This is a genomic window from Escherichia albertii, from assembly GCF_028622335.1.
In the GTDB taxonomy this organism is placed as follows: Bacteria; Pseudomonadota; Gammaproteobacteria; order Enterobacterales; family Enterobacteriaceae; genus Escherichia; species Escherichia albertii.
On record NZ_CP117568.1, the window covers coordinates 4,040,002 to 4,060,880 of the forward strand.

Here is a 20,879-nt window from a genome sequence, read left to right on the forward strand (position 1 = left end):
AGGTTACAATAGTTTCCAGTAAGTATTCCTGGAGGCTGCATCCATGACACAGGCAAACCTGAGCGAAACCCTGTTCAAACCCCGCTTTAAACATCCTGAAACGTCGACGCTAGTCCGCCGCTTTAATCACGGCGCGCAATCGCCTGTGCAGTCGGCCCTTGATGGCAAAACCATTCCCCATTGGTATCGCATGATTAACCGTTTGATGTGGATCTGGCGCGGCGTTGACCCGCGTGAAATCCTCGGCGTCCAGGCGCGTATTGTGATGAGCGATGCCGAACGCACCGACGATGATTTATACGATACAGTAATTGGCTACCGCGGCGGCAACTGGATTTATGAGTGGGCTACCCAGGCGATGGAATGGCAGCAGAAAGCTTGTGCGGAAGAAGATCCGCAAGTCAGCGGGCGTCACTGGTTGCATGCAGCCACACTGTATAACATCGCCGCCTATCCGCATCTGAAAGGGGACGATCTGGCGGAGCAAGCCCAGGCGTTGTCAAACCGCGCTTATGAAGAGGCAGCGCAACGTCTGCCAGGAAGTATGCGGCAAATGGAGTTCACTGTTCCAGGCGGTGCGCCCATCACTGGTTTTTTGCATATGCCAAAAGGCGATGGGCCATTCCCGACAGTATTAATGTGTGGCGGGCTGGATGCGATGCAAACAGATTATTACTCCCTTTATGAGCGCTATTTTGCACCGCGCGGTATTGCGATGTTGACTATTGATATGCCTTCGGTCGGTTTCTCTTCAAAATGGAAGCTCACCCAGGACTCCAGTCTTCTGCATCAGCATGTTTTAAAGGCGTTGCCGAATGTGCCGTGGGTAGATCACACGCGCGTCGTGGCCTTTGGTTTCCGTTTTGGCGCTAACGTTGCTGTGCGTCTGGCTTACCTTGAATCACCGCGTTTGAAAGCGGTGGCTTGCCTTGGTCCGGTAGTTCATACCTTGTTAAGTGACTTTCAGTGCCAGCAACAGGTGCCGGAAATGTACCTTGACGTTCTGGCGAGTCGTTTAGGGATGCACGATGCTTCAGACGACGCTTTGCGCGTAGAGCTGAACCGCTATTCGCTAAAAGTGCAAGGGTTGCTGGGGCGTCGCTGTCCAACGCCAATGTTATCAGGTTACTGGAAGAACGATCCTTTTAGCCCGGAAGAGGACTCGCGGTTAATCGCTTCGTCATCTGCTGACGGTAAATTGTTAGAGATTCCGTTCAATCCGGTGTATCGGAATTTTGACAAAGCGCTTCAGGAAATCACCAACTGGATCGAAAAACGATTGTGTTAAATATTTGCTAAATTTTACCAGTTTGGTAAAACAGTTGCTTCACAACAGGAGATCGCAATGACGTTACCGAGTGGGCACCCGAAAAGCAGATTGATCAAAAAATTTACCGCGCTTGGCCCGTATATCCGTGAAGGTAAGTGCGAAGATAATCGATTCTTTTTCGATTGTCTGGCTGTATGCGTCAACGTGAAGCCTGCGCCAGAAGTGCGTGAGTTCTGGGGCTGGTGGATGGAACTGGAAGCGCAGGAATCTCGTTTTACCTACAGCTACCAGTTTGGTTTATTCGATAAAGCTGGCGACTGGACGCATGTTCAGGTAAACGATGCAGAAGTGATTGAGCGACTGGAGTACACCCTGCGTGAGTTTCATGAAAAGCTGCGTGAACTGTTGGGAACGTTAAGTCTGAAACTGGAGCCGGCAGATGATTTTCGTGATGAGCCGGTGAAGTTAACGGCGTGACTGACATGTACCGGGTTAGATGCTCGTACATCTAACCCGGCCTGGAATATTAGTTTTTTAGGCCGGATAAGGCGTTCTCGTTGCATCCGGCAATATTCGTTAAAATTGATATGTCATTCCAACCGCGACAATATCATCATTATTAATATTCAACTTGTTATTGCTATCCAGTTGGTTGATTTTATAATCAACAAACGCTGACATATTTTTGTTGAAAAAATATGTTGCACTGACATCAATATAATTGACCAGATCCTCATCACCGATGCCTTCAATATCTTTTCCTTTTGATAATACATAACCTAACGATGGACGCAGACCAAAATCAAATTGATATTGCGCGACGGCTTCAAAGTTTTGTGTTTTATTAGCAAAACCGCCAGAAATTGGCGTCATGTTACGTGTTTCAGAATAAAAAGTTGCCAGGTAAATATCGTTGGCGTCATATTTCAGGCCTGTTGCCCATGCTTCTGCGCGCTTGCCTGTACCACGGCTTTGCTGGTTTTGCTCATTGGTGCGGTCAGAATTAGTATAGGCTCCGCTGATGGCAAAATCGCTGCCGCCAAAGTCATAACTCAGTGAAGTACCGAATCCATCACCGTTTTGCTTTTTCACATCACGGTTTTCGTTTTTTCCTTGATATTGCAGGGTTAAGTTCAGGCCATCTACAATGCCGAAGAAGTCGGTATTACGATAAGTTGCCAGTCCGCTGGCGCGCTTGGTCATAAAGTTGTCGGTTTGTGCGGAGGAATCGCCACCAAATTCCGGGAACATATCGGTCCAGGCTTCTACGTCATATAACGCGCCCAGGTTACGACCATAATCAAAAGAACCCAAATCTTTATATTTCAATCCGGCAAACGCGAGGCGCGTTTTTTGCTGTGTGGTATCGCTTTCGGCTTTATTCCCGGCAAACTCCGCTTCCCATCGACCATAACCGGTTAGTTGATCGTTAATTTGAGTTTCGCCTTTAAAACCAAAACGGATATAGCTCTGGTCGCCATCTTTATTGTCATTATCACTGATATAATGCATGGCCTTAACTTTGCCATAAATATCCAGTTTATTACCATCCTTGTTATAAACCTCTGCGGCTTGAACAGATGCAGATGCCACAATTCCCATTACCATTAATGCCAGTGTACTCTTTTTCATTTTCATTCCTGATTTTAATTAACGCGCAAATATTCGTCGGGAGCGTCCCGTTGAAAGCAGGAAAGTTTTTAACGTGGAATTGTTAAATTTATATTACAGGGTAATAATATTCTTAAAATAGGGTAATTTATTAAATCTGTAATAAAAACGTAAACCACTGCCGCTACGCTTGCTGATCCCGCGCAATAAAACGCCCTGCTTTTTTCGCAGATGGTTGGCAACCGGCGACAGTCCTGCTAAAACGTTCGTTTGATATCATTTTTCCTAAAATTGAATGGCAGAGAATCATGAGTGACAGCCAGACGCTGGTGGTAAAACTCGGCACCAGTGTGCTAACAGGCGGATCGCGCCGCCTGAACCGTGCCCATATCGTTGAACTTGTTCGCCAGTGCGCGCAGTTACATGCCGCCGGGCATCGGATTGTAATCGTGACGTCGGGTGCGATCGCCGCCGGACGTGAGCACCTGGGTTACCCGGAACTGCCAGCGACTATCGCCTCGAAACAACTTTTGGCGGCGGTAGGGCAGAGCCGACTGATTCAACTGTGGGAACAACTGTTTTCGATTTACGGCATTCACGTCGGGCAGATGCTGCTGACGCGTGCGGATATGGAAGACAGAGAACGTTTTCTTAACGCCCGCGATACCCTGCGTGCGCTGCTCGACAACAATATTGTTCCGGTAATTAATGAAAACGACGCCGTGGCGACGGCGGAAATTAAAGTCGGTGATAACGACAACCTCTCGGCGCTGGCGGCGATTCTGGCGGGAGCTGATAAACTGTTGTTGCTGACCGATCAAAAAGGTTTGTATACCGCTGACCCTCGCAGCAATCCGCAGGCAGAACTGATTAAAGATGTGTATGGCATTGATGACGCACTGCGCGCAATTGCTGGCGACAGCGTTTCTGGCCTCGGAACCGGCGGCATGAGCACCAAGTTGCAGGCCGCTGACGTGGCTTGCCGTGCGGGTATCGACACCATTATTGCTGCTGGCAGCAAACCGGGAGTGATTGGCGACGTGATGGAAGGTATTTCTGTTGGTACGCTGTTCCACGCTCAGGCAACACCTTTAGAAAACCGCAAACGCTGGATTTTCGGTGCGCCGCCTGCGGGTGAAATCACCATTGATGAAGGGGCGACCGCTGCCATTCTTGAGCGCGGCAGCTCTCTGTTACCGAAAGGCATTAAAAGCGTGAGCGGTGACTTCTCGCGTGGTGAAGTGATCCGTATCTGTGACCTTGAAGGGCGCGATATCGCCCACGGCGTTAGCCGTTATAACAGCGATGCATTGCGTCGCATTGCCGGACACCACTCGCAGGAAATTGATGCAATACTGGGATATGAATATGGCCCGGTTGCTGTTCACCGTGATGACATGATTACCCGTTAAGGAGCTGGCCGATGCTGGAACAAATGGGCATTGCCGCGAAGCAAGCCTCGTATAAATTAGCGCAACTCTCCAGCCGCGAAAAAAATCGCGTGCTGGAGAAGATTGCCGATGAACTGGAAGCGCAGAGCGAAAGCATCCTTAAAGCGAATTCTCTGGATGTTGCCGATGCTCGTGCCAATGGCCTTAGCGAAGCGATGCTTGATCGCCTGGCACTGACACCAGCCCGTCTGAAAAGCATCGCTGACGATGTGCGCCAGGTGTGTAACCTCGCCGATCCGGTTGGGCAGGTGATTGACGGCGGTGTGCTGGACAGCGGTCTGCGTCTGGAGCGTCGTCGTGTGCCGCTGGGGGTGATTGGTGTAATTTATGAAGCGCGTCCGAATGTGACGGTAGACGTCGCTTCGCTGTGCCTGAAAACCGGTAATGCGGTTATCCTGCGCGGTGGCAAAGAGACCTGCCGTACTAATGCTGCAACGGTAGCGGTCATTCAGGATGCGCTGAAAACCTGCGGTTTACCGGCTGGCGCCGTACAGGCGATTGATAATCCTGATCGCGCGCTGGTCAGTGAAATGTTGCGTATGGATAAATACATCGACATGCTGATCCCACGTGGTGGTGCTGGCCTGCATAAACTGTGTCGTGAACAATCGACGATTCCGGTGATCACTGGCGGTATTGGTGTCTGCCATATTTACGTTGATGAGAGTGCAGAGATTTCTAATGCACTGAAAGTGATCGTCAACGCGAAAACTCAGCGTCCAAGCACGTGTAATACGGTAGAAACGTTGCTGGTAAATAAAAATATTGCGGATAGCTTCCTGCCTGCATTAAGCAAGCAAATGGCTGAAAGTGGTGTGACGCTACATGCCGATGCTGTCGCACTGGCGCAATTGCAGGCAGGACCCGCGAAGGTGGTGGCTGTTAAAGCTGAAGAGTATGACGATGAGTTTCTGTCATTAGACTTGAATGTCAAAATCGTCAGTGATCTGGACGACGCCATCGCCCATATTCGTGAACACGGCACGCAACATTCCGATGCGATCCTGACCCGCGATATGCGCAACGCCCAGCGTTTTGTTAACGAAGTGGATTCCTCCGCTGTTTACGTTAACGCCTCTACGCGTTTTACCGACGGCGGCCAGTTTGGTCTGGGGGCGGAAGTTGCGGTAAGCACACAAAAACTCCACGCGCGCGGCCCAATGGGGCTGGAAGCGCTGACCACCTACAAATGGATCGGCATCGGTGATTACACCGTTCGCGCGTAAATAAAATCGGGTGATGCAAAAGTAGCCATTTGATTCACAAGGCCATTGACGCATCGCCCGGTTAGTTTTACTCTTCTACCCCGTGATTCACGTTCGTGAACATGTTCTTTCAGGGCCGATATAGCTCAGTTGGTAGAGCAGCGCATTCGTAATGCGAAGGTCGTAGGTTCGACTCCTATTATCGGCACCATCTAAATCAATAAGTTACACATCATTAGAACCTTCCTTATTTTTTGACTGGGACAAGTTTGGGACCGATGGGTTCAGGATCGAGTCTATTTGCCGTGCGTGTTCGGTAAGGTGATTAGGTGCAAGGTGAGTATATCGATAGGTTCCCGGCCACATCTCACACAGATTTGTGGCCCCTGAATTTTAATTCCCGGCTGGTTTTAGATGAAGACGAGCTAAGGATTCATCTTCTGCCCAGTAAATACGCTCCGCGACCATCGCTTCAGGATTGAGCTGTACGCCACGCAGTACGCGTTCTTTGAAACGAAGATAGCCACCTTTATCAATAAGATGTCCCATATGGAGATAAATGGGCTTGCCATTTAACATCTCTTTTTCAAATTCAAACAGGTTAATAATTACCTGCCTAATGACATCTTCAGTAACCCAGTTAAGAAACAGCTTACCAATTCGTGGGGTTTTTTTACTGGTTCTCCCGCCCAGACGAACCTGCCAGAATTTTTCTGGTTTACGTTGCCAGGCCAGAGTCGGGCAGGCCAGAACGCATTCACCACAACCGATACAGGCAGATTCTTCTTTTGTAGCTTTGCCGTTCTTTAATGACAGACAACCTACTGCGTGATGAGCACAGGCTTTCACGCAGGCGCCACATCCAATGCAGCGTTCCGCAGTAAAACGAATTTTTGCTACGCCAATAATGCCAAAGTCTGACATTGATGCCTTGGCACAATCATTCGGGCATCCGACAATAACTGTTTTCAGATGATAAGGACTGGGATAAATCAGTTTTTCCAGTCGTTGGGATAAACCTGTGGTATCCGTGTTGGCTTTCTGGCAGATGCGATTTCCCTGACAGGCGACGATGTTGCGCCCACCGATAGCCTGATATCCTGCTCTGGGATCATCAACCTCAACATTGCACATTTCCATTTCGATTTCACGAATGAAAGGCTCGAGCGCTGCATTCACTTTGTCCATGTCTTCGTAACGAATACCTGGCATTGCCAGCTTCTGACGCGTTGTCAGGTGTATTTGACCGTTGCCGTAGGTTTCAGCAATATCGCGTGCCACTGTCAGCAGATGAGCCGGTAAAATACCACCAGGTATGCGCACGCTGATCATGGCTTCTCCGCGAACTTTAGAAAGGCGATATTCGTTATTCGCACGGGCTTTAATGATATCAATATCCATACTCATAATTTTTACCTTAATCCGCAAACTTCCGGGCAATGTCATAGTTGAAAACTGGACCATCGACGCAGACATACACGTCACCCATACGGCAATGGCCACATTTACCCACAGAGCAAGCCATTCTGCGTTCGTAGTCCACCCAGATTTGCTCTGGTCGTAGCCCTTTTTGCAACAGCATCTGTACGGTAAATTTGATCATGACTGGTGGACCAACAACAATGGCTTGCATATTGTCTGTCCGGCGGAGTGTTAATTCTGCGAGACGATCGGTTACCCGACCTATCTGGTAACGCTCATCTGCTTCACCTTCATCAAGTGTCAGAATGAGGTTGTGGATATTATCCCAACCCTCCATTTCATCTTTGTACAAAACACAGTCGCGATTTTTGTAGCCAAGAATCATATCCATATGCGTAATTTCGTCAGGGTTTTCGACGAAATAGCGCATTAGCCCTTTAACGGGGGCGACTCCGGTGCCGCCAGCAATAATCAACAACGGCTTATGGCGGAAAGCGTCAATGGGATAGCCATTTCCGTAACAGCCGCGAAGCCATAAATTATCACCTTCTTTTAATGTGAATATTTCGTTGGTGACTTTACCCACCTTGCGAATAAGAAGGTCTATCCAACCGTCTCCATAGTCTGAAATGGAAATAGGGGCTTCACCTGTGCGCGGTAAAGAGACTTCGACAAATTGTCCGAACTTCGCCGGAAAATCGACTGATACACGGAAATTCCATTCCAGTGGCGTGTGGCGCGTAATATTGAGAATGCGGTATGCAACAGGCAGCAGGTTATGTTGCTTTTTATTGTGGCAAGTACACGGTGACATACATTATGCCTCCTCTGTTAGCGCGCGCTGTACGGCGGCTGTCATTTTATTAATGATGTGGGAGAATTTAATGTACTGAGGACAACGATCGTCACATCGTCCGCAGCCAACACACATATGCTCAACCCCATTTCGCGCTTTGTAGTCGTTTACCTTATGTAAAGCCCGGTAGCGCAGACGTTCACTGACTTTCTCGCGAAAACCGTGACCACCAGCCATATCGCTGAAGCCAGGTATCATGCAACTGGCCCACTGGCGGCGACGTTCTCCCCGCTGCGGATTTTCATCGTAAGTAATATCGAACACGCTGTAACAGGTGCAGGTGGGGCAGCCGGTGGTGCAACGACCACAACTGATACAGCGGCTCTCGTAAGCATTCCATAACGGATGTCCAATAATTACTTCGCGTATTTTCTGTGGGTCATCACAAATGCTGTCTGGAGTGACAACTTTCTCAGGATTTTCACTGATGAATGATGGACTGTATTCGACGGTATGTCCCAGCCCGCGTAGCGCATCTTCGATAAAATCGTCGTTAATAAAAACCTCGGCACCTTCGTCACTAAAACGCATAGCGGCGCTGTAATTGTCAGTTTTGTTGCTGCCCATCGAAACGCAGAAACAATTTTCAAAGCTTTTTTCACATTCAATTAAAACAAAACGAATGTGTTTGCGTAATAATTGATAAGTGTAATCGGAATTATTCCCATTTGATAAGTACATAAAATCCAGACGGGACATGGCGTTAATATCACAAGCCCGGGCAAAGATTAATATTGGAGTGGTATCTGTATCTGCAATCTGGATAGTGTCTTTATCAAAATAGAAGAGTGTTTCGGTTATTGGTGCGATGATGGTGTTTGGCGACATGTGCGATTTTTCTTGCCAGACTAAATCCTCCCATCTGCTAATTTGCTGATAAGTAATATTATCTGTGTCAGAAAATCTACCACCGCAGTGTTCTGCTGTAGGGGCAAAGACACGCCATTTTGGGGTTAGTCGCTGGAGTAGCAAACTAAATTCTCCAGGCGTAATTTTGATAGCCATGACATACTCCGTATGTGTAATTGCAAATAAAAATTTTTAATCATATCCGAGAGATAGCTCATCGTAAGCTACCCCCTGACGTTCAGGCTTGCCAACAGGAAAAATTGATTTTTGTTACCAGTTTAATGAATAGATTAGGCTGATTTTCAATGATGAAATAGAACGGAAGTGAATGTTGTACTAATTTTTAACTCAATAAAATAAAATGAATTTAATGGTTGTTAATGTGCTTTATAATAAATTTGGTTTAATATTTTATCTGTTTTGGTGAGTTGTTTCTGTGATGGTGATGTATAGCACCCTTTATAACTTTATGGTTATTGATATATAATGGAAAAGAAAATTTTGTTTATTTTGGAGGAGAAATGCTTCCTGTTAGCTCATCAGCAAGTAATAACCTTAATCACCCGATACATAAAAGTAATACACGTCAAGGCGTATTACAGGCAGAAGGGGAGAAAGCGCGAACGATTGTCAATGTGGATGTCGCACCAAAGGCAAATAAGAGACCCAGGCTGTTGTTAAATTTAAGTGCCGCATCTCGCGAAATTTCCATTGGTAGCGGGCTTGAGGGCGATGTATTCAAGGATAAAAACAATCCGGGGTTTGTCATTAAACGTTACCACACAAGTGATGATGCTGGTGAAGAGTGTGAGCTGTTTAATCGATTTTATGGCGAAGGAAGTGCAGAAGTCTTTGTGGAAAATGGGAAGACTCACTTGCGTATGCTGGAGGTTCCTGGTACGCCATTGAAAAAGCTTTCAGAATTTCCTAAGGATTCGGAAAAATTGTTTCTGAATATGATTATTGATATGGCTGAGCATAAGATAATTCATGGAGATCTGCATATGGAGAATATCTTATATGATGAAAGTGCTCACCGTTTCTGGCCCATTGATTTCTCGAACTCCTATGAGCGATATTATTCATTAGATGGTGATAAGAAACCGTTTGCTAATGAGTTATCTGAAAGTGATTTTTCATCTGTTTTAACTGCATTGCGCAATAGAGTTGGATGATTTTTTTATAGGGATGTTTTTATTTTAAAATGAACCATTGCTTCTCATTTACAATACATTACCAGCCACCCTTTTTTCCCTCTTGTGATGAAAAATTATATTTGTAATGAAAGTTTAGACAGCCTATAGGAAAAGTAGTGGTTGGGGTGAGGTGCGTTTTAGTTGCCATTGTATCATGATGTCTGTTAATTACATTGGGGTAGTTATAGTGAATTATTGGAGGGATTATGCCCATCATGACTTTTAGTATACCCAATATGTCTCAATTATCCCCTGAAAATATACAGGTTTTACAGGATGCTGCCAGACAAAGTGGTGAAATAAACATGTCTGTCGGTAGTAGACAATATTCTATTACTCATGTTCAGTCGTTAGATGGATTTACAGTTGAGCCTGTAAGGGGCGGTTTTCTGGATAGATTATTCAGACGAGAGCACCGGATGGCAGAAAGAGCCATTTCTCTTGAAAGAAGGTTAAATAATGATAATGATTTCTACTCTCTATTCAATAATTATTTTAGAAGGGTGATTGAAGATTATATGGAAGGGAAAGCAAACAATGCTACATTACAAAATAAAATAAATTCTTGTGCATTTAATCTGGATTCTGCGCGTTTCTCTTATCCCGAATCATCTTTGATATGTCCGATAACGTTGTGTAAACCTGAATACGGTATTTTTATGAAAAATTCTCAGGAGTCTAAGATATGTAGCTTGTATGATCAAGCGTCATTGTTGCATCTTGTTAAAAACAATGCGTCTCATCCTTTGAGTAGAGAACTAATAACTGAATCCATGATTATGGAAAAAGATAAATGTCATTTTGATCATAAAAGAGATGCTTTTGTTGTAAGTGATTCTTAATTTTATAAATGGTATTTTGAAGTGAATGGAAAAAGTTAATTAAAAAGGAATATGTCTGCATGCCGATAGATTTAACTGCTTATGTTTTACCAGAGTTTAATTTGCTGTTTAGCGTTCCTGACGAAGTATTATCTGAGATACGTAATCAGAGTGCTGCTGGAGAGGCTCAAATCCAGTTAGGGGAGCTGATGGTATCAATACGGCCTATGTCAATAGATGGTTTTTTTATGGGAAGCATTAACCAGAATGGATTATCGGAAGATAGCATTCTGATGGGGTTACAACATATAGAATATCTTGAGCGAGAGATTAACGCAGGAGGCTTGACGAGTAGTGAAGTTAACATGTTGCGTGAGATTGAAATAAATGTGAATACTTCTTTACTTCCTGATGTGCGGTTACCGCGAATATTAGATAAAATTGAGTTATGTGCATTTAACGTGAAAGATGCAGAGCTGAAGGGGACAGAGAGTTCACTGACATGCCCTATTACATTATGTGAACCTGAGGATGGGGTTTTTATGAAGAATTCTCTGCATTCAGATATATGTACATTGTATGATAAATCAACATTAATGCATCTTGTTAATACAGGAGCATCTCATCCTATAAGTAGAGAGTCAATAACAGCATCAATGATTGTGAGAAGAGATGAATGTTATTTTGATTCTGAGAGAGAAAATTTTGCTGTAAAAAATTAATGTAAGAACAGAATTGTATTCTTAATTTTAAGATTGTTCTTAACATAATATTGTAATCGATATATATGATTTACTGTTATTTAAGTAAGAGAGATTGTATGAAATTACGATATTTGTTAGATAAAAGGTAATCTGGTTAGATAAGGGCGTAATTTTATGATGATTGATTTGACTCCTAATCTGAATTCTGCTGGATTATTGAATTTAATTCCAGAGGGCACTTTATCTGATATACGTAAGCAAGCTTATGTTGGATTTGCTAAAATCCGAATTGGGAATGTGATAGTGTCAATACGCTCTATGCCCATCTCTGGGTATTTTACTGGGGAAATTAATACTGAAGATCTGACTGAAGATGCACTTCAAATAGCGTTGAATCATATTGATTATATTGAGCGCTCACTTAATAATGGTTTTTCTGGTTGTGAAGTCAAGGTTTTGCACAAAATGGATTTAGAATATCAAACTTCACTGCTTGTTAAAAATAAAACGTAATTTGTTGGTAGGTTTAATATTGATGTAAACGATATTTTTTAATTGTTATTGGATGTTCTGTTTATGCCGCTATATTTGGCGGCATATTTAATGGTGGAAAGAAAACATGTTGCCATTAAAAACATACTGTTATTAATCTATGCAAGTGTCCTTGTGTTACCAGGAACCGTAAAAGAGGACAATGAGAGAGAAGACAGCGCCTTTTCTCAGCCAATGGGGTTCGCTTTTGAACAACTATGTTTTATCACCTATGACGCCATTGTGCTTGAGCTGATGGCCCAGCCTGGTGAAACCAGTGACACAATGTTTAAAAGACACGCTGACCTTGAGTAACTTTCAGGAAATCTTCCTTTAATGAGCAATGCCAGGTCGTTAAGCCACAGACTGACCGCCTGATTAAAGATGTTATTCTCAACACAAAACGTCAGCCCTCACCTGTAAAAGGCGGAGCTGACGGATGAAATATCAGGCAACAGGCTCTATTCGGCGTGTAAAACTTTAGTTGTTATAATTTGAACACGCTCCATGACTTCGTTGTTTAAGGATTTCCCGCGCAGAATCGGCCATTATCATGACTGCGCCAGCCAGCATTAAAGTATCTTTCAATACCAGACGACCCGCGCCAGATAAATAAGGAAAACCATGATGGGCATCGCCTAACGCAGGGACCCATGCCTCAGGGGTGGTGATTAAAAATGAGAGCGTGACTAATGGCGTGGTAAATGCCATTAGTCCCCCCAGTAAACCCAGCCACCGATTAATCGGGTTAGCTAAAACCAGCAGGGCAATAATCACCTCCACTACGCCAAGACCGTTGGAAAAACCATAGGTATTATTGGCAACTTGCCATGCTCGTGCTTCCGGCTTGTATTCGCCTTCGTGTGTCAGGTATTGTTTATATTCCTCTGGGTGTTCGTAAAAGAAAGACATTACCGGACTGTTCGCCACGAATGGTGTAATACTGTCTGCCTCGTAAGGGACAAACTTTAATAACCCAATCCACATAAAAACAATCGCAATGCTCAGACGAATTAATGTCAGGCCGATTTTATCCCCTCGGCTTAACAGGTGCATATATTTTTCCATTGTAAACATCCTTATTTATACAATACTGCCGTTGCAGTTGAGTTATTATCAATCCGCATAGAAGTGATTTTCCAGGATGAGGCATCATGTTTTTTGGCAATATTAGCAATAGCATCTTCCAGAACTGTCGGTGATGCTGATATTGACGAGACGCTGACGTGTTTAAGAACTACTTTGTCATCAGCATTGGCGGAAAAAGTCATAACGCCAGATAATAACGTCGCAAATAAAACGGTTTTTTTAAACATATAAAATACCATCAATAGAGTGATTAAGAGTTTATAGAATATACAAAACGTGACAAAGTTGTTTTCTTTAAGACGCCAGAATATTTGTCCTGGCGTCTGATTTTTTATTTAATCTTATTTGACTAATGAAAACAGGTCGTTGAGTGATTCACTCATCGACGGATGAGTGAAGATCTGATCGCGTAATACGAGATAAGGTAAATCTGCATCCATCGCCATTTTCACAATATTGATTATTTCGTGGGAGTCAACACACAACAGTGATACCCCTAATATACGCTGGGTTTTATTATCGATAATCGCTTTTAATACACCTCTGGTATCATTCATCACTCTGGCGCGTGGAATTGCCGCAACAGGTAATGTTACCACCTGAATATCCGCACCACGCTCTCTGGCCTGTTCTTCCGTCATGCCAACCCGGGACAGCGGTGGTGTCATAAATACGGAATAGGGCACATTTTTTCGATCGTCAGTACTGCGTTTACCTTCTCCCAGCAACTCATCGCGTACGATACGGAAGTCATCCAGTGAAATATAGGTAAACTGCAGCCCGCCGGTAACATCTCCCATAGCCCAAATATTGTCTGCGGTGGTATGTAATCGGTTGTCAACGACGATGGCCCCGCGTTCATTCACTGCAACTCCGGCATTTTCTGGTTGCAATGAGGCCGTTGCAGGTTGACGACCGGAAGCAATTAACAGCGCATCCACTGCCAGTTGATCGCGCTCAGAATGTATTTGCACTTTATTTCCATCGTGGCTGATACGCTGCACATGGGCATTGAGGATGATATCGACTCCTTGCTCGCGTAAAATAGCTGCGATGTTATCAGCAATATCCCGATCTTCTCGTGGTAAAAATAACGATGCGGCTTCGAAAATGGTAACTTTACTGCCAAAATTAGCGAACATAGAGGCAAACTCAACGCCAATATATCCCCCGCCTAAAATACCTAAATGCTCGGGTAATTCCTTCAGATTAAGCAACCCGGTACTGTCATATACGCCAGGCGTTGTGGTTATTCCTGGAATCGCTGGCACCACGGTTTGTGCACCAGTATTAATAAAAATCTTTTCACCATGAATCTCCAGATTTCCCTCAGACCGGTGAATACGCAGAATATGATTATTGATAAACTCAGCTCTTCCTTCGAACACATCGATATTGGGCATATCAGCGAGATTATGGAAATTCTTATTGCGTAAGAAATTGACCACGGCATCTTTACGTTGCATGGCGCTGGCAAAATCCAGGTGCTGTTGCGCATCATGAACCAGCGTCTTGGTTGGGATGCAGCCGATATTAATACAAGTCCCACCATACATTTCACTCGACTGTTCGATGAGCGCTACGCGCCATCCGGCTTTAGCCAGCGTTGCTGCTAATGTTTTTCCCGCCTTACCAAAACCAATAATAACTGCCTGATATTTGTTCATGATTATATCCTGTCAAAACGTGTTCACTTGCCATAATAACTATAGACGCAACGGCGAAAATAACATCTCTTCACAACGCTTAAGAATTTGTCTTATTGTCTGACGATCGTTGTTTTTTTATCAGAGTCACAATATGGTGATAATGATTAACTAATTGATGATATTGAATTAAGGCTTATCTAAGATTGTTCGCACTTATAATCAAAAAACACTCAGGAGTCTGATATGGATGCCCTTAGCCGTTTGTTGATGCTTAACGCCCCACAAGGAACGATTGATAAAAATTGCCTGTTAGGGAGCGACTGGCAGCTTCCTCATGCCGCCGGAGAACTGTCAGTTATTCGTTGGCATGCGCTAACACAAGGTGCAGCGAAACTGGAAATGCCAGCGGGGCAGACCTTTACGTTGCACCCGGGTAACGTGGTTCTTCTGCCACAAAATTCAGCTCATCGTCTGAGTCACGTCGAAAATGAATCGACCTGTATTGTTTGCGGCACTCTTCGACTACAACGTTCGGCTCGTTATTTTTTAACGTCTTTGCCTGAAGTTTTGTTTTTGGCGCCGGAAAGCCACTGCGTGGAGTTTCGCTGGATAAGGGAGGCGATTCCTTTTTTACAACAGGAGTCCAGATCCTTGATGGCGGGAGCGGATGCTCTGTGTAGTCAGATCTGTGCCGTTTTGTTTACGCTCGCTGTGCGTGAATGGATTACACAAGCTAATACCGAGAAAAATATCCTCAGTTTGTTGCTGCATCCGCGTCTTGGTTCAGTGATGCAGCAAATGCTGGAAATGCCAGGACATAACTGGACAGTCGAATCATTGGCCAGCATTGCCCATATGTCCAGGGCGAGTTTTGCTCAGCTTTTCCGGGAGGTTTCTGGAACCACGCCACTGGCTGTATTAACAAAATTGCGGCTACAAATAGCGGCCCAGATGTTTTCCAGGGAAACGCTCCCCGTCGTGGTGATTGCGGAGTCCGTAGGCTATGCCAGCGAATCATCCTTTCACAAGGCCTTTGTCCGCGAGTTTGGCTGTACTCCAGGGGAATATCGGGAAAGCGTCAGGCAACTTCAGGAGGTTAAGCATGAATAAGATTATCGGGTATAAAAATAGAGGATGTGACATTTAACATAGCTGTCTAAAAAGAAAGCAGCAGGATGTTCTCGCTGAAATAAAGAACATCCTGATATTCTAAAGGTAAGAGTTTCGTTACTTAACCGTTGCTTTCACCTTTATCAATATAAACGTATCTGTCTAAGTGAGCTGTTTTATCGCATAAACAAGAAATAAAAGAGACCCACTTTTAAGCCAAGTATTGTGATGTAAGCACAGCAGTATTTCATAGTACCAGACATTATTTTGTTGGCTTGCCCTTCCATTTTGGTCGCTGAAACGGCAATGGCGATGCTTTGTGGAGAAATCATTTTTCCTCCTGTTGCGCCAGACGTATTTGCTGCGGCTAACCAGTTAGGGTCGATATGTAATTTACTGGCTGCAATAGTTTGTAGCTTGCCAAACAAAATATTCGAGTTAGTGTCGCTCCCTGTGACAAATGTTCCCAGCGCACCAATAACTGGCGCGAGGAAGACGTATGATCTTCCGGTAAGATCAACAATTGATTGTGCCAGCGTAGAAATTATGCCGCTGAGGTCCATGACAGTGGCCATGGCGACAATGGCCATAATCGCGATAATGGAGTTTTTAAGCTGAAGTGCGGTTTTTATAAATACTTCAAACATACCGCGTGCTGAGGCTCCCTGGATAAAACCACCGAGAATAGTCGCAAAGATAATCAGCATTCCGGGCGTTGTGAGCCATTCGACCTTTAACGCTAATGTACTGCCATCAGCCAGTGAGAAATGCAGCACTGACGCTAATTGAGATGCTGCTGATTTTATTGTTGGAAATAACGGTGAGCACAACAAAATAAAGACAAAAATAAACAGATAAATAGAACCGACCCGGAACAGTACCTTTGCTGAACGTGGTGCCATTTCACGGGTATGACTGGTTTCAATACGCCACTGTGGATCTATTTCACCTTTGCGAAGACGACTGGCAATCGCGACAGCAAAAAGGCTAACCAGGCTACCAGCAAAAGCGGGTAATTCGGCACCGAGATGTATAGCAACAAAATACTGCGGAACAAGTGTCGCGATGCCACATATTAAGGTAATAAGGAATACGCCGCGAATTGCTCTCACACCTCCGCCAATGATGCAAATGATGACAAATGGCAGCAAGATATTAAAAAGCGCTAGTTGCAGGATAATGGTGCCGCCTAAGGTGTAAACAGGCAGGTTAACCTGTTCAGCGAGGATTGACACCGGAATCCCCACAGCTCCAAACGCCGTAGGTACGGTATTAGCGACCAGCGACGCGATGGCTGCTTTCAGTGGGGTGAATCCCAGCGCGATAAGGATACCGATAGGGATCGCGACTGCCGTACCGTATCCGGCTGCAGCTTCAAGAAAACCACCGAAGCACCACGAAATAAGGAGTACCTGGATACGTTTATCTTCGCTAATACTGGCGAGAATATCGCGGAGAATATCCAGCGCTTTCGTTGCCTGCATAACGTTATAACTGAATATCGCGCCGAGGATAACAATGACAATCGGCCATAATCCTTTGAGTGCGCCATAGCCTATTGAGGCTTTAAGATTCTGTACAGGCATATCCCAGAACAGAACAGATAAAACAGCCGTGAATGCCAGCGATATCAGGACTGAATAATGAATGGGCATTTTCAATTTTAAAATCAAAAATACCATGAGTAGCAAAGGTGAGAGTGCGAGAGCAAACATTAAATATTCGTGCATTGCTATTTCCAACTATATTGTTTGACCTTGTTTATGTGTTTTTTTCGAAAGAGGTTATCTCATTGTGGAAATGAAAAATGCAAACTGAATCGCTTCAGTGAAATAAAGTTACAGTTGTTTATGTTTGTATATATTTTGTTAAAAAATCAATCTGTAAAAAATGTTTGTATATTATTATCGCTACTAAATAAGTAACTCAAAATAGGTACAAAAGATAGCGGTATGGGATATATAGCCTTCTGAAATCGGTTTCATGAGAACGTTTTGAGTGGGGGGGACATTATAAAAATGTGAGCGATGCCGAAAGAAATAAAATTAGTTATTGCATCTGGATATTGAATGAAGGATTATTATTTTGTCATACAAAAGAGGCTGAGATTGTATTTTTGTCATCCAGATAAAAAGTTCCCCCATTTTTATTGTTGACTGATAACCCTGAAGGGGGAGCTGCTATCGGCATAAATTGAAATGAAGTCATGGAGCATTGGTTGTGAATGTAAATTTCTTTGTTACCTGTATTGGTGATGCACTGAAATCACGGATGGCACGAGATTCCGTGCTGCTACTGGAAAAACTCGGCTGTCGCGTAAATTTTCCTGAGAAACAGGGATGCTGCGGTCAGCCTGCGATCAATAGTGGTTATATCAAAGAAGCGATTCCAGGGATGAAAAATCTGATCGCCGCACTGGAAGACAACGACGATCCCATTATTTCTCCGGCTGGCTCTTGCACTTATGCCGTAAAAAGTTACCCGATGTATCTGGCTGAAGAACCTGAATGGGCATTACGTGCCGAAAAGGTTGCCGCGCGTATGCAGGATCTCACCTCTTTTATCGTTAATAAATTGGGGGTAGTTGATGTTGGCGCCAGCCTACAAGGGAGAGCGGTGTATCACCCATCCTGTAGTCTGTCCCGCAAATTGGGTGTGAAGGATGAACCACTTACGCTCCTGAAAAATGTGCGTGGACTGGAACTATTGACGTTCGCCGAACAGGACACTTGTTGCGGATTTGGCGGTACGTTCTCGGTCAAAATGGCCGAAATATCCGGCGAGATGGTGAAGGAAAAGGTTTCACACCTGATGGAAGCCCGTCCTGAATATTTAATTGGCGCAGATGTGAGTTGCTTGTTGAACATTAGCGGCCGATTACAGCGTGAAGGGCAGAAGGTCAAAGTGATGCATATTGCTGAAGTGCTGATGAGTCGCTGAGGGGATAAATATGTCGATCAAAACCAGTAATACAGAATTCAAGACACGCATCCGTCAGCAAATTGAAGATCCGATCATGCGTAAAGCGGTGGCGAACGCGCAGCAGCGTATCGGGGCTAATCGGCAAAAAATGGTTGATGAATTAGGACACTGGGAAGAGTGGCGCGATCGTGCCAGCCAGATACGTGATCATGTTCTGAGTAATCTGGACGCTTATCTGTATCAACTTTCAGAAAAAGTGACGCAAAACGGTGGTCACGTCTATTTCGCAAAAACCAAAGAAGACGCTACCCGTTACATTTTACAGGTCGCTCAGAGCAAGAATGCGCGGAAAGTTGTGAAGTCTAAATCGATGGTGACCGAAGAGATTGGCGTCAATCATGTGTTGCAGGATGCTGGAATTCAGGTGATTGAAACCGATCTGGGGGAATATATTCTTCAGTTGGATCAAGATCCGCCATCTCATGTTGTGGTTCCGGCCATTCATAAAGATCGTCATCAGATCCGCCGGGTGCTACATGAACGCCTGGGCTACGATGGCCCGGAAACGCCTGAAGCCATGACCTTATTCATTCGTCAAAAGATCCGTGAGGATTTCCTCAGTGCCGAAATCGGTATTACCGGCTGTAATTTTGCGGTTGCAGAAACAGGGTCAGTATGTCTGGTGACCAATGAAGGCAATGCGAGGATGTGTACCACGTTGCCAAAAACGCACATTGCGGTGATGGGGATGGAACGCATCGCCCCCACGTTTGCCGAGGTTGATGTATTGATCACCATGCTGGCGCGTAGTGCTGTTGGCGCACGTTTGACGGGATATAACACCTGGTTGACGGGGCCGCGCGAAGCGGGCCACGTTGATGGTCCAGAAGAGTTTCATTTGGTTATTGTCGATAACGGGCGCTCTGATGTACTGGCCTCTGAATTTCGTGATGTGTTGCGTTGTATCCGCTGCGGAGCCTGTATGAATACCTGCCCGGCATACCGCCATATTGGTGGGCACGGATACGGTTCTATTTACCCAGGACCAATCGGCGCAGTGATTTCTCCGCTGCTTGGCGGCTACAAAGATTTTAAAGATCTGCCTTATGCCTGTTCTTTATGCACAGCCTGTGACAGCGTTTGCCCGGTGCGTATTCCACTGTCGAAACTGATTTTGCGCCATCGTCGGGTGATGGCTGAAAAAGGAGTTACAGCAAAAGCGGAGCAAAGGGCGATCAAAATGTTCGCTTATGCCAATAGTCATCCGGGGTTGTGGAAAGTCGGGATGATGGCTGGCGCCCACGCGGCGAGCTGGTTTATCAATGGCGGTAAAACCCCCATCAGGATTGGTGCAATTGGCGACTGGATGGAGGCACGCGATCTTCCTGAAGCTGACGGCGAGAGTTTCCGTAGCTGGTTTAAGAAACATCAGGCGCAGGAGAAAAAGAATGGATAACCGTACTGCATTTTTGCAAAACGTTGCTCAGGCACTGGGCCGTCCGCTGCGACTCGAACCGCAAGCAGAAGATACGCCGCTTAACAATTATGCTAATGAGCGGCTAACAGAACTGAATCTGCAACAACGCTGTGAGGCGTTTATTCAGTTTGCCAGCGATGTCATGCTGGCGCGTTGTGAACTGACCAGCGAAGCGCAGGCGGCAGAAGTTGCATTACGTCTGTGTAAAGAGCTGGGAGAGCAGTCGGTTGTGATTAGCGGCGACACGCGACTGGAGGCGCTGGGGATCAGCGAACGTTTGCAGCAGGAATGCAATGCTGTTGTGTGGGATCCGGCGAAAGGCGTTGAAAATATCTCACAGGCTGAGCAGGCTAAAGTTGGCGTTGTGTATGCTGAATATGGCTTAACCGAATCGGGCGGGGTGGTCCTTTTTTCCGCAGCCGATCGCGGGCGTTCATTAAGCTTGCTGCCTGAGTCCTCTCTATTTGTTCTGCGTAAAAGCACCATCTTGCCGCGAGTGGCGCAGTTAGCTGAAAAATTGCATCAAAAAGCGCAGGCTGGCGAACGTATGCCGTCCTGCATTAATATCATCAGCGGTCCCAGCTCAACAGCGGACATTGAGCTTATCAAAGTCGTTGGAGTTCACGGCCCGGTGAAGGCGGTGTACCTGATTATTGAGGATTGTTGATCAATAAATGGGGAGTCCTCCTGGCGATGTCGGTCAGGGGGGCCCGGCA

20 protein-coding genes, 1 tRNA gene and 2 pseudogenes are annotated in these 20,879 nt (G+C 45.3%); 14 read left to right on the top strand and 9 right to left on the bottom strand.

Translation table 11 applies throughout. The features are described 5' to 3' along the window. Window positions 1–43: 43 nt before the first annotated feature. Both frsA and crl read left to right on the top strand, forming a co-directional pair. Window positions 44–1,288, top strand: coding sequence for an esterase FrsA (gene frsA / locus PS053_RS19510; protein WP_059239673.1), 1,245 nt, complete (start codon window positions 44–46; stop codon window positions 1,286–1,288). 57 nt (window positions 1,289–1,345) lie between these two features. Further along, complete coding sequence (gene crl, locus PS053_RS19515) at window positions 1,346–1,747, top strand: sigma factor-binding protein Crl (protein WP_000174680.1); 402 nt, start codon at window positions 1,346–1,348, stop codon at window positions 1,745–1,747. A 99-nt stretch (window positions 1,748–1,846) separates the two neighbouring features. Here crl and phoE read toward each other — a convergent pair whose 3' ends face one another. Beyond that, window positions 1,847–2,902: a phosphoporin PhoE gene (gene phoE, locus PS053_RS19520; protein ID WP_208625514.1), complete on the bottom strand. Its 1,056-nt coding sequence runs from the start codon at window positions 2,900–2,902 to the stop codon at window positions 1,847–1,849. 287 nt (window positions 2,903–3,189) lie between these two features. Between phoE and proB the strand changes: the two genes are divergently transcribed. From proB to PS053_RS19535, 3 genes are all read left to right on the top strand, one after another. After that, window positions 3,190–4,293, top strand: coding sequence for a glutamate 5-kinase (gene proB, locus PS053_RS19525; RefSeq protein WP_059229223.1), 1,104 nt, complete (start codon window positions 3,190–3,192; stop codon window positions 4,291–4,293). 11 nt (window positions 4,294–4,304) lie between these two features. Further along, window positions 4,305–5,558, top strand: a complete 1,254-nt coding sequence (gene proA, locus PS053_RS19530) for a glutamate-5-semialdehyde dehydrogenase (protein ID WP_000893293.1) — start codon at window positions 4,305–4,307, stop codon at window positions 5,556–5,558. Between the two features lie 114 nt (window positions 5,559–5,672). Further along, window positions 5,673–5,748 (top strand) — tRNA-Thr (locus PS053_RS19535). A gap of 14 nt (window positions 5,749–5,762) precedes the next feature. Here the strand turns inward: PS053_RS19535 and PS053_RS19540 are convergent. From PS053_RS19540 to asrA, 4 genes and pseudogenes are all read right to left on the bottom strand, one after another. Beyond that, window positions 5,763–5,885, bottom strand: a pseudogene (locus tag PS053_RS19540) (integrase); the annotation flags it as partial. Between the two features lie 45 nt (window positions 5,886–5,930). Continuing rightward, entirely contained in the window at window positions 5,931–6,944 is a 1,014-nt protein-coding gene (asrC, locus tag PS053_RS19545) for a sulfite reductase subunit C (RefSeq protein ID WP_000061297.1), read from the bottom strand. Between the two features lie 10 nt (window positions 6,945–6,954). Next, window positions 6,955–7,773: an anaerobic sulfite reductase subunit AsrB gene (gene asrB / locus PS053_RS19550; RefSeq protein WP_256879078.1), complete on the bottom strand. Its 819-nt coding sequence runs from the start codon at window positions 7,771–7,773 to the stop codon at window positions 6,955–6,957. 3 nt (window positions 7,774–7,776) lie between these two features. Then, window positions 7,777–8,820, bottom strand: coding sequence for an anaerobic sulfite reductase subunit AsrA (gene asrA, locus PS053_RS19555; RefSeq protein ID WP_024165278.1), 1,044 nt, complete (start codon window positions 8,818–8,820; stop codon window positions 7,777–7,779). 365 nt (window positions 8,821–9,185) lie between these two features. Here asrA and PS053_RS19560 point away from each other — a divergent pair, with 365 nt between their 5' ends. The 5 genes and pseudogenes from PS053_RS19560 to PS053_RS19580 form a co-directional block, all read left to right on the top strand. Continuing rightward, a complete protein-coding gene (locus PS053_RS19560) occupies window positions 9,186–9,839 on the top strand; it encodes an OspG family effector kinase (protein ID WP_077871365.1) in 654 nt (217 codons plus the stop codon). 227 nt (window positions 9,840–10,066) lie between these two features. After that, window positions 10,067–10,702 (top strand): T3SS effector NleG family protein, encoded by a 636-nt coding sequence (locus PS053_RS19565; protein WP_149451995.1) that lies wholly within the window; start codon window positions 10,067–10,069, stop codon window positions 10,700–10,702. 59 nt (window positions 10,703–10,761) lie between these two features. Then, on the top strand, window positions 10,762–11,403 hold the full coding sequence (locus tag PS053_RS19570) for a T3SS effector NleG family protein (protein ID WP_256879077.1): 642 nt from the start codon (window positions 10,762–10,764) through the stop codon (window positions 11,401–11,403). Between the two features lie 156 nt (window positions 11,404–11,559). Next, window positions 11,560–11,898, top strand: coding sequence for a hypothetical protein (locus tag PS053_RS19575; protein WP_256879076.1), 339 nt, complete (start codon window positions 11,560–11,562; stop codon window positions 11,896–11,898). Window positions 11,899–12,042: 144 nt separating this feature from the next. Beyond that, window positions 12,043–12,231 (top strand): annotated as a pseudogene (locus tag PS053_RS19580) (hypothetical protein); the annotation flags it as partial. A 165-nt stretch (window positions 12,232–12,396) separates the two neighbouring features. Here PS053_RS19580 and rclC read toward each other — a convergent pair. The 3 genes from rclC to rclA form a co-directional block, all read right to left on the bottom strand. Continuing rightward, window positions 12,397–12,984 (bottom strand): reactive chlorine species resistance protein RclC, encoded by a 588-nt coding sequence (gene rclC / locus PS053_RS19585; protein WP_103053295.1) that lies wholly within the window; start codon window positions 12,982–12,984, stop codon window positions 12,397–12,399. A gap of 11 nt (window positions 12,985–12,995) precedes the next feature. Continuing rightward, entirely contained in the window at window positions 12,996–13,232 is a 237-nt protein-coding gene (gene rclB, locus PS053_RS19590; protein WP_025237522.1) for a reactive chlorine resistance periplasmic protein RclB, read from the bottom strand. A gap of 114 nt (window positions 13,233–13,346) precedes the next feature. Beyond that, a complete protein-coding gene (gene rclA / locus PS053_RS19595; protein ID WP_085456038.1) occupies window positions 13,347–14,672 on the bottom strand; it encodes a reactive chlorine resistance oxidoreductase RclA in 1,326 nt (441 codons plus the stop codon). Window positions 14,673–14,897: 225 nt separating this feature from the next. On the opposite strand from rclA, the gene rclR reads away from it, so the two are divergent. Next, window positions 14,898–15,764, top strand: a complete 867-nt coding sequence (gene rclR / locus PS053_RS19600) for a reactive chlorine-specific transcriptional regulator RclR (protein ID WP_044714881.1) — start codon at window positions 14,898–14,900, stop codon at window positions 15,762–15,764. Window positions 15,765–15,940: 176 nt separating this feature from the next. On the opposite strand, the gene PS053_RS19605 is transcribed toward rclR, so the two are convergent. Continuing rightward, window positions 15,941–17,494 carry an L-lactate permease gene (locus PS053_RS19605; protein ID WP_256879075.1) on the bottom strand — a complete coding sequence of 518 codons (1,554 nt, stop codon included), beginning with the start codon at window positions 17,492–17,494 and terminating at the stop codon, window positions 15,941–15,943. 490 nt (window positions 17,495–17,984) lie between these two features. On the opposite strand from PS053_RS19605, the gene PS053_RS19610 reads away from it, so the two are divergent. From PS053_RS19610 to PS053_RS19620, 3 genes are read left to right on the top strand one after another with little or no spacing between them, the layout of a single operon-like run. Further along, the gene (locus PS053_RS19610; RefSeq protein ID WP_001102102.1) at window positions 17,985–18,704 is read left to right on the top strand and encodes a (Fe-S)-binding protein; all 720 of its coding nucleotides are present in this window, start codon (window positions 17,985–17,987) and stop codon (window positions 18,702–18,704) included. Between the two features lie 10 nt (window positions 18,705–18,714). After that, a complete protein-coding gene (locus PS053_RS19615; protein ID WP_000023941.1) occupies window positions 18,715–20,142 on the top strand; it encodes a LutB/LldF family L-lactate oxidation iron-sulfur protein in 1,428 nt (475 codons plus the stop codon). Continuing rightward, a complete protein-coding gene (locus PS053_RS19620) occupies window positions 20,135–20,830 on the top strand; it encodes a LutC/YkgG family protein (RefSeq protein ID WP_025237518.1) in 696 nt (231 codons plus the stop codon). Before PS053_RS19615 ends, PS053_RS19620 begins: the two co-directional genes overlap by 8 nt. Window positions 20,831–20,879: the final 49 nt, after the last annotated feature.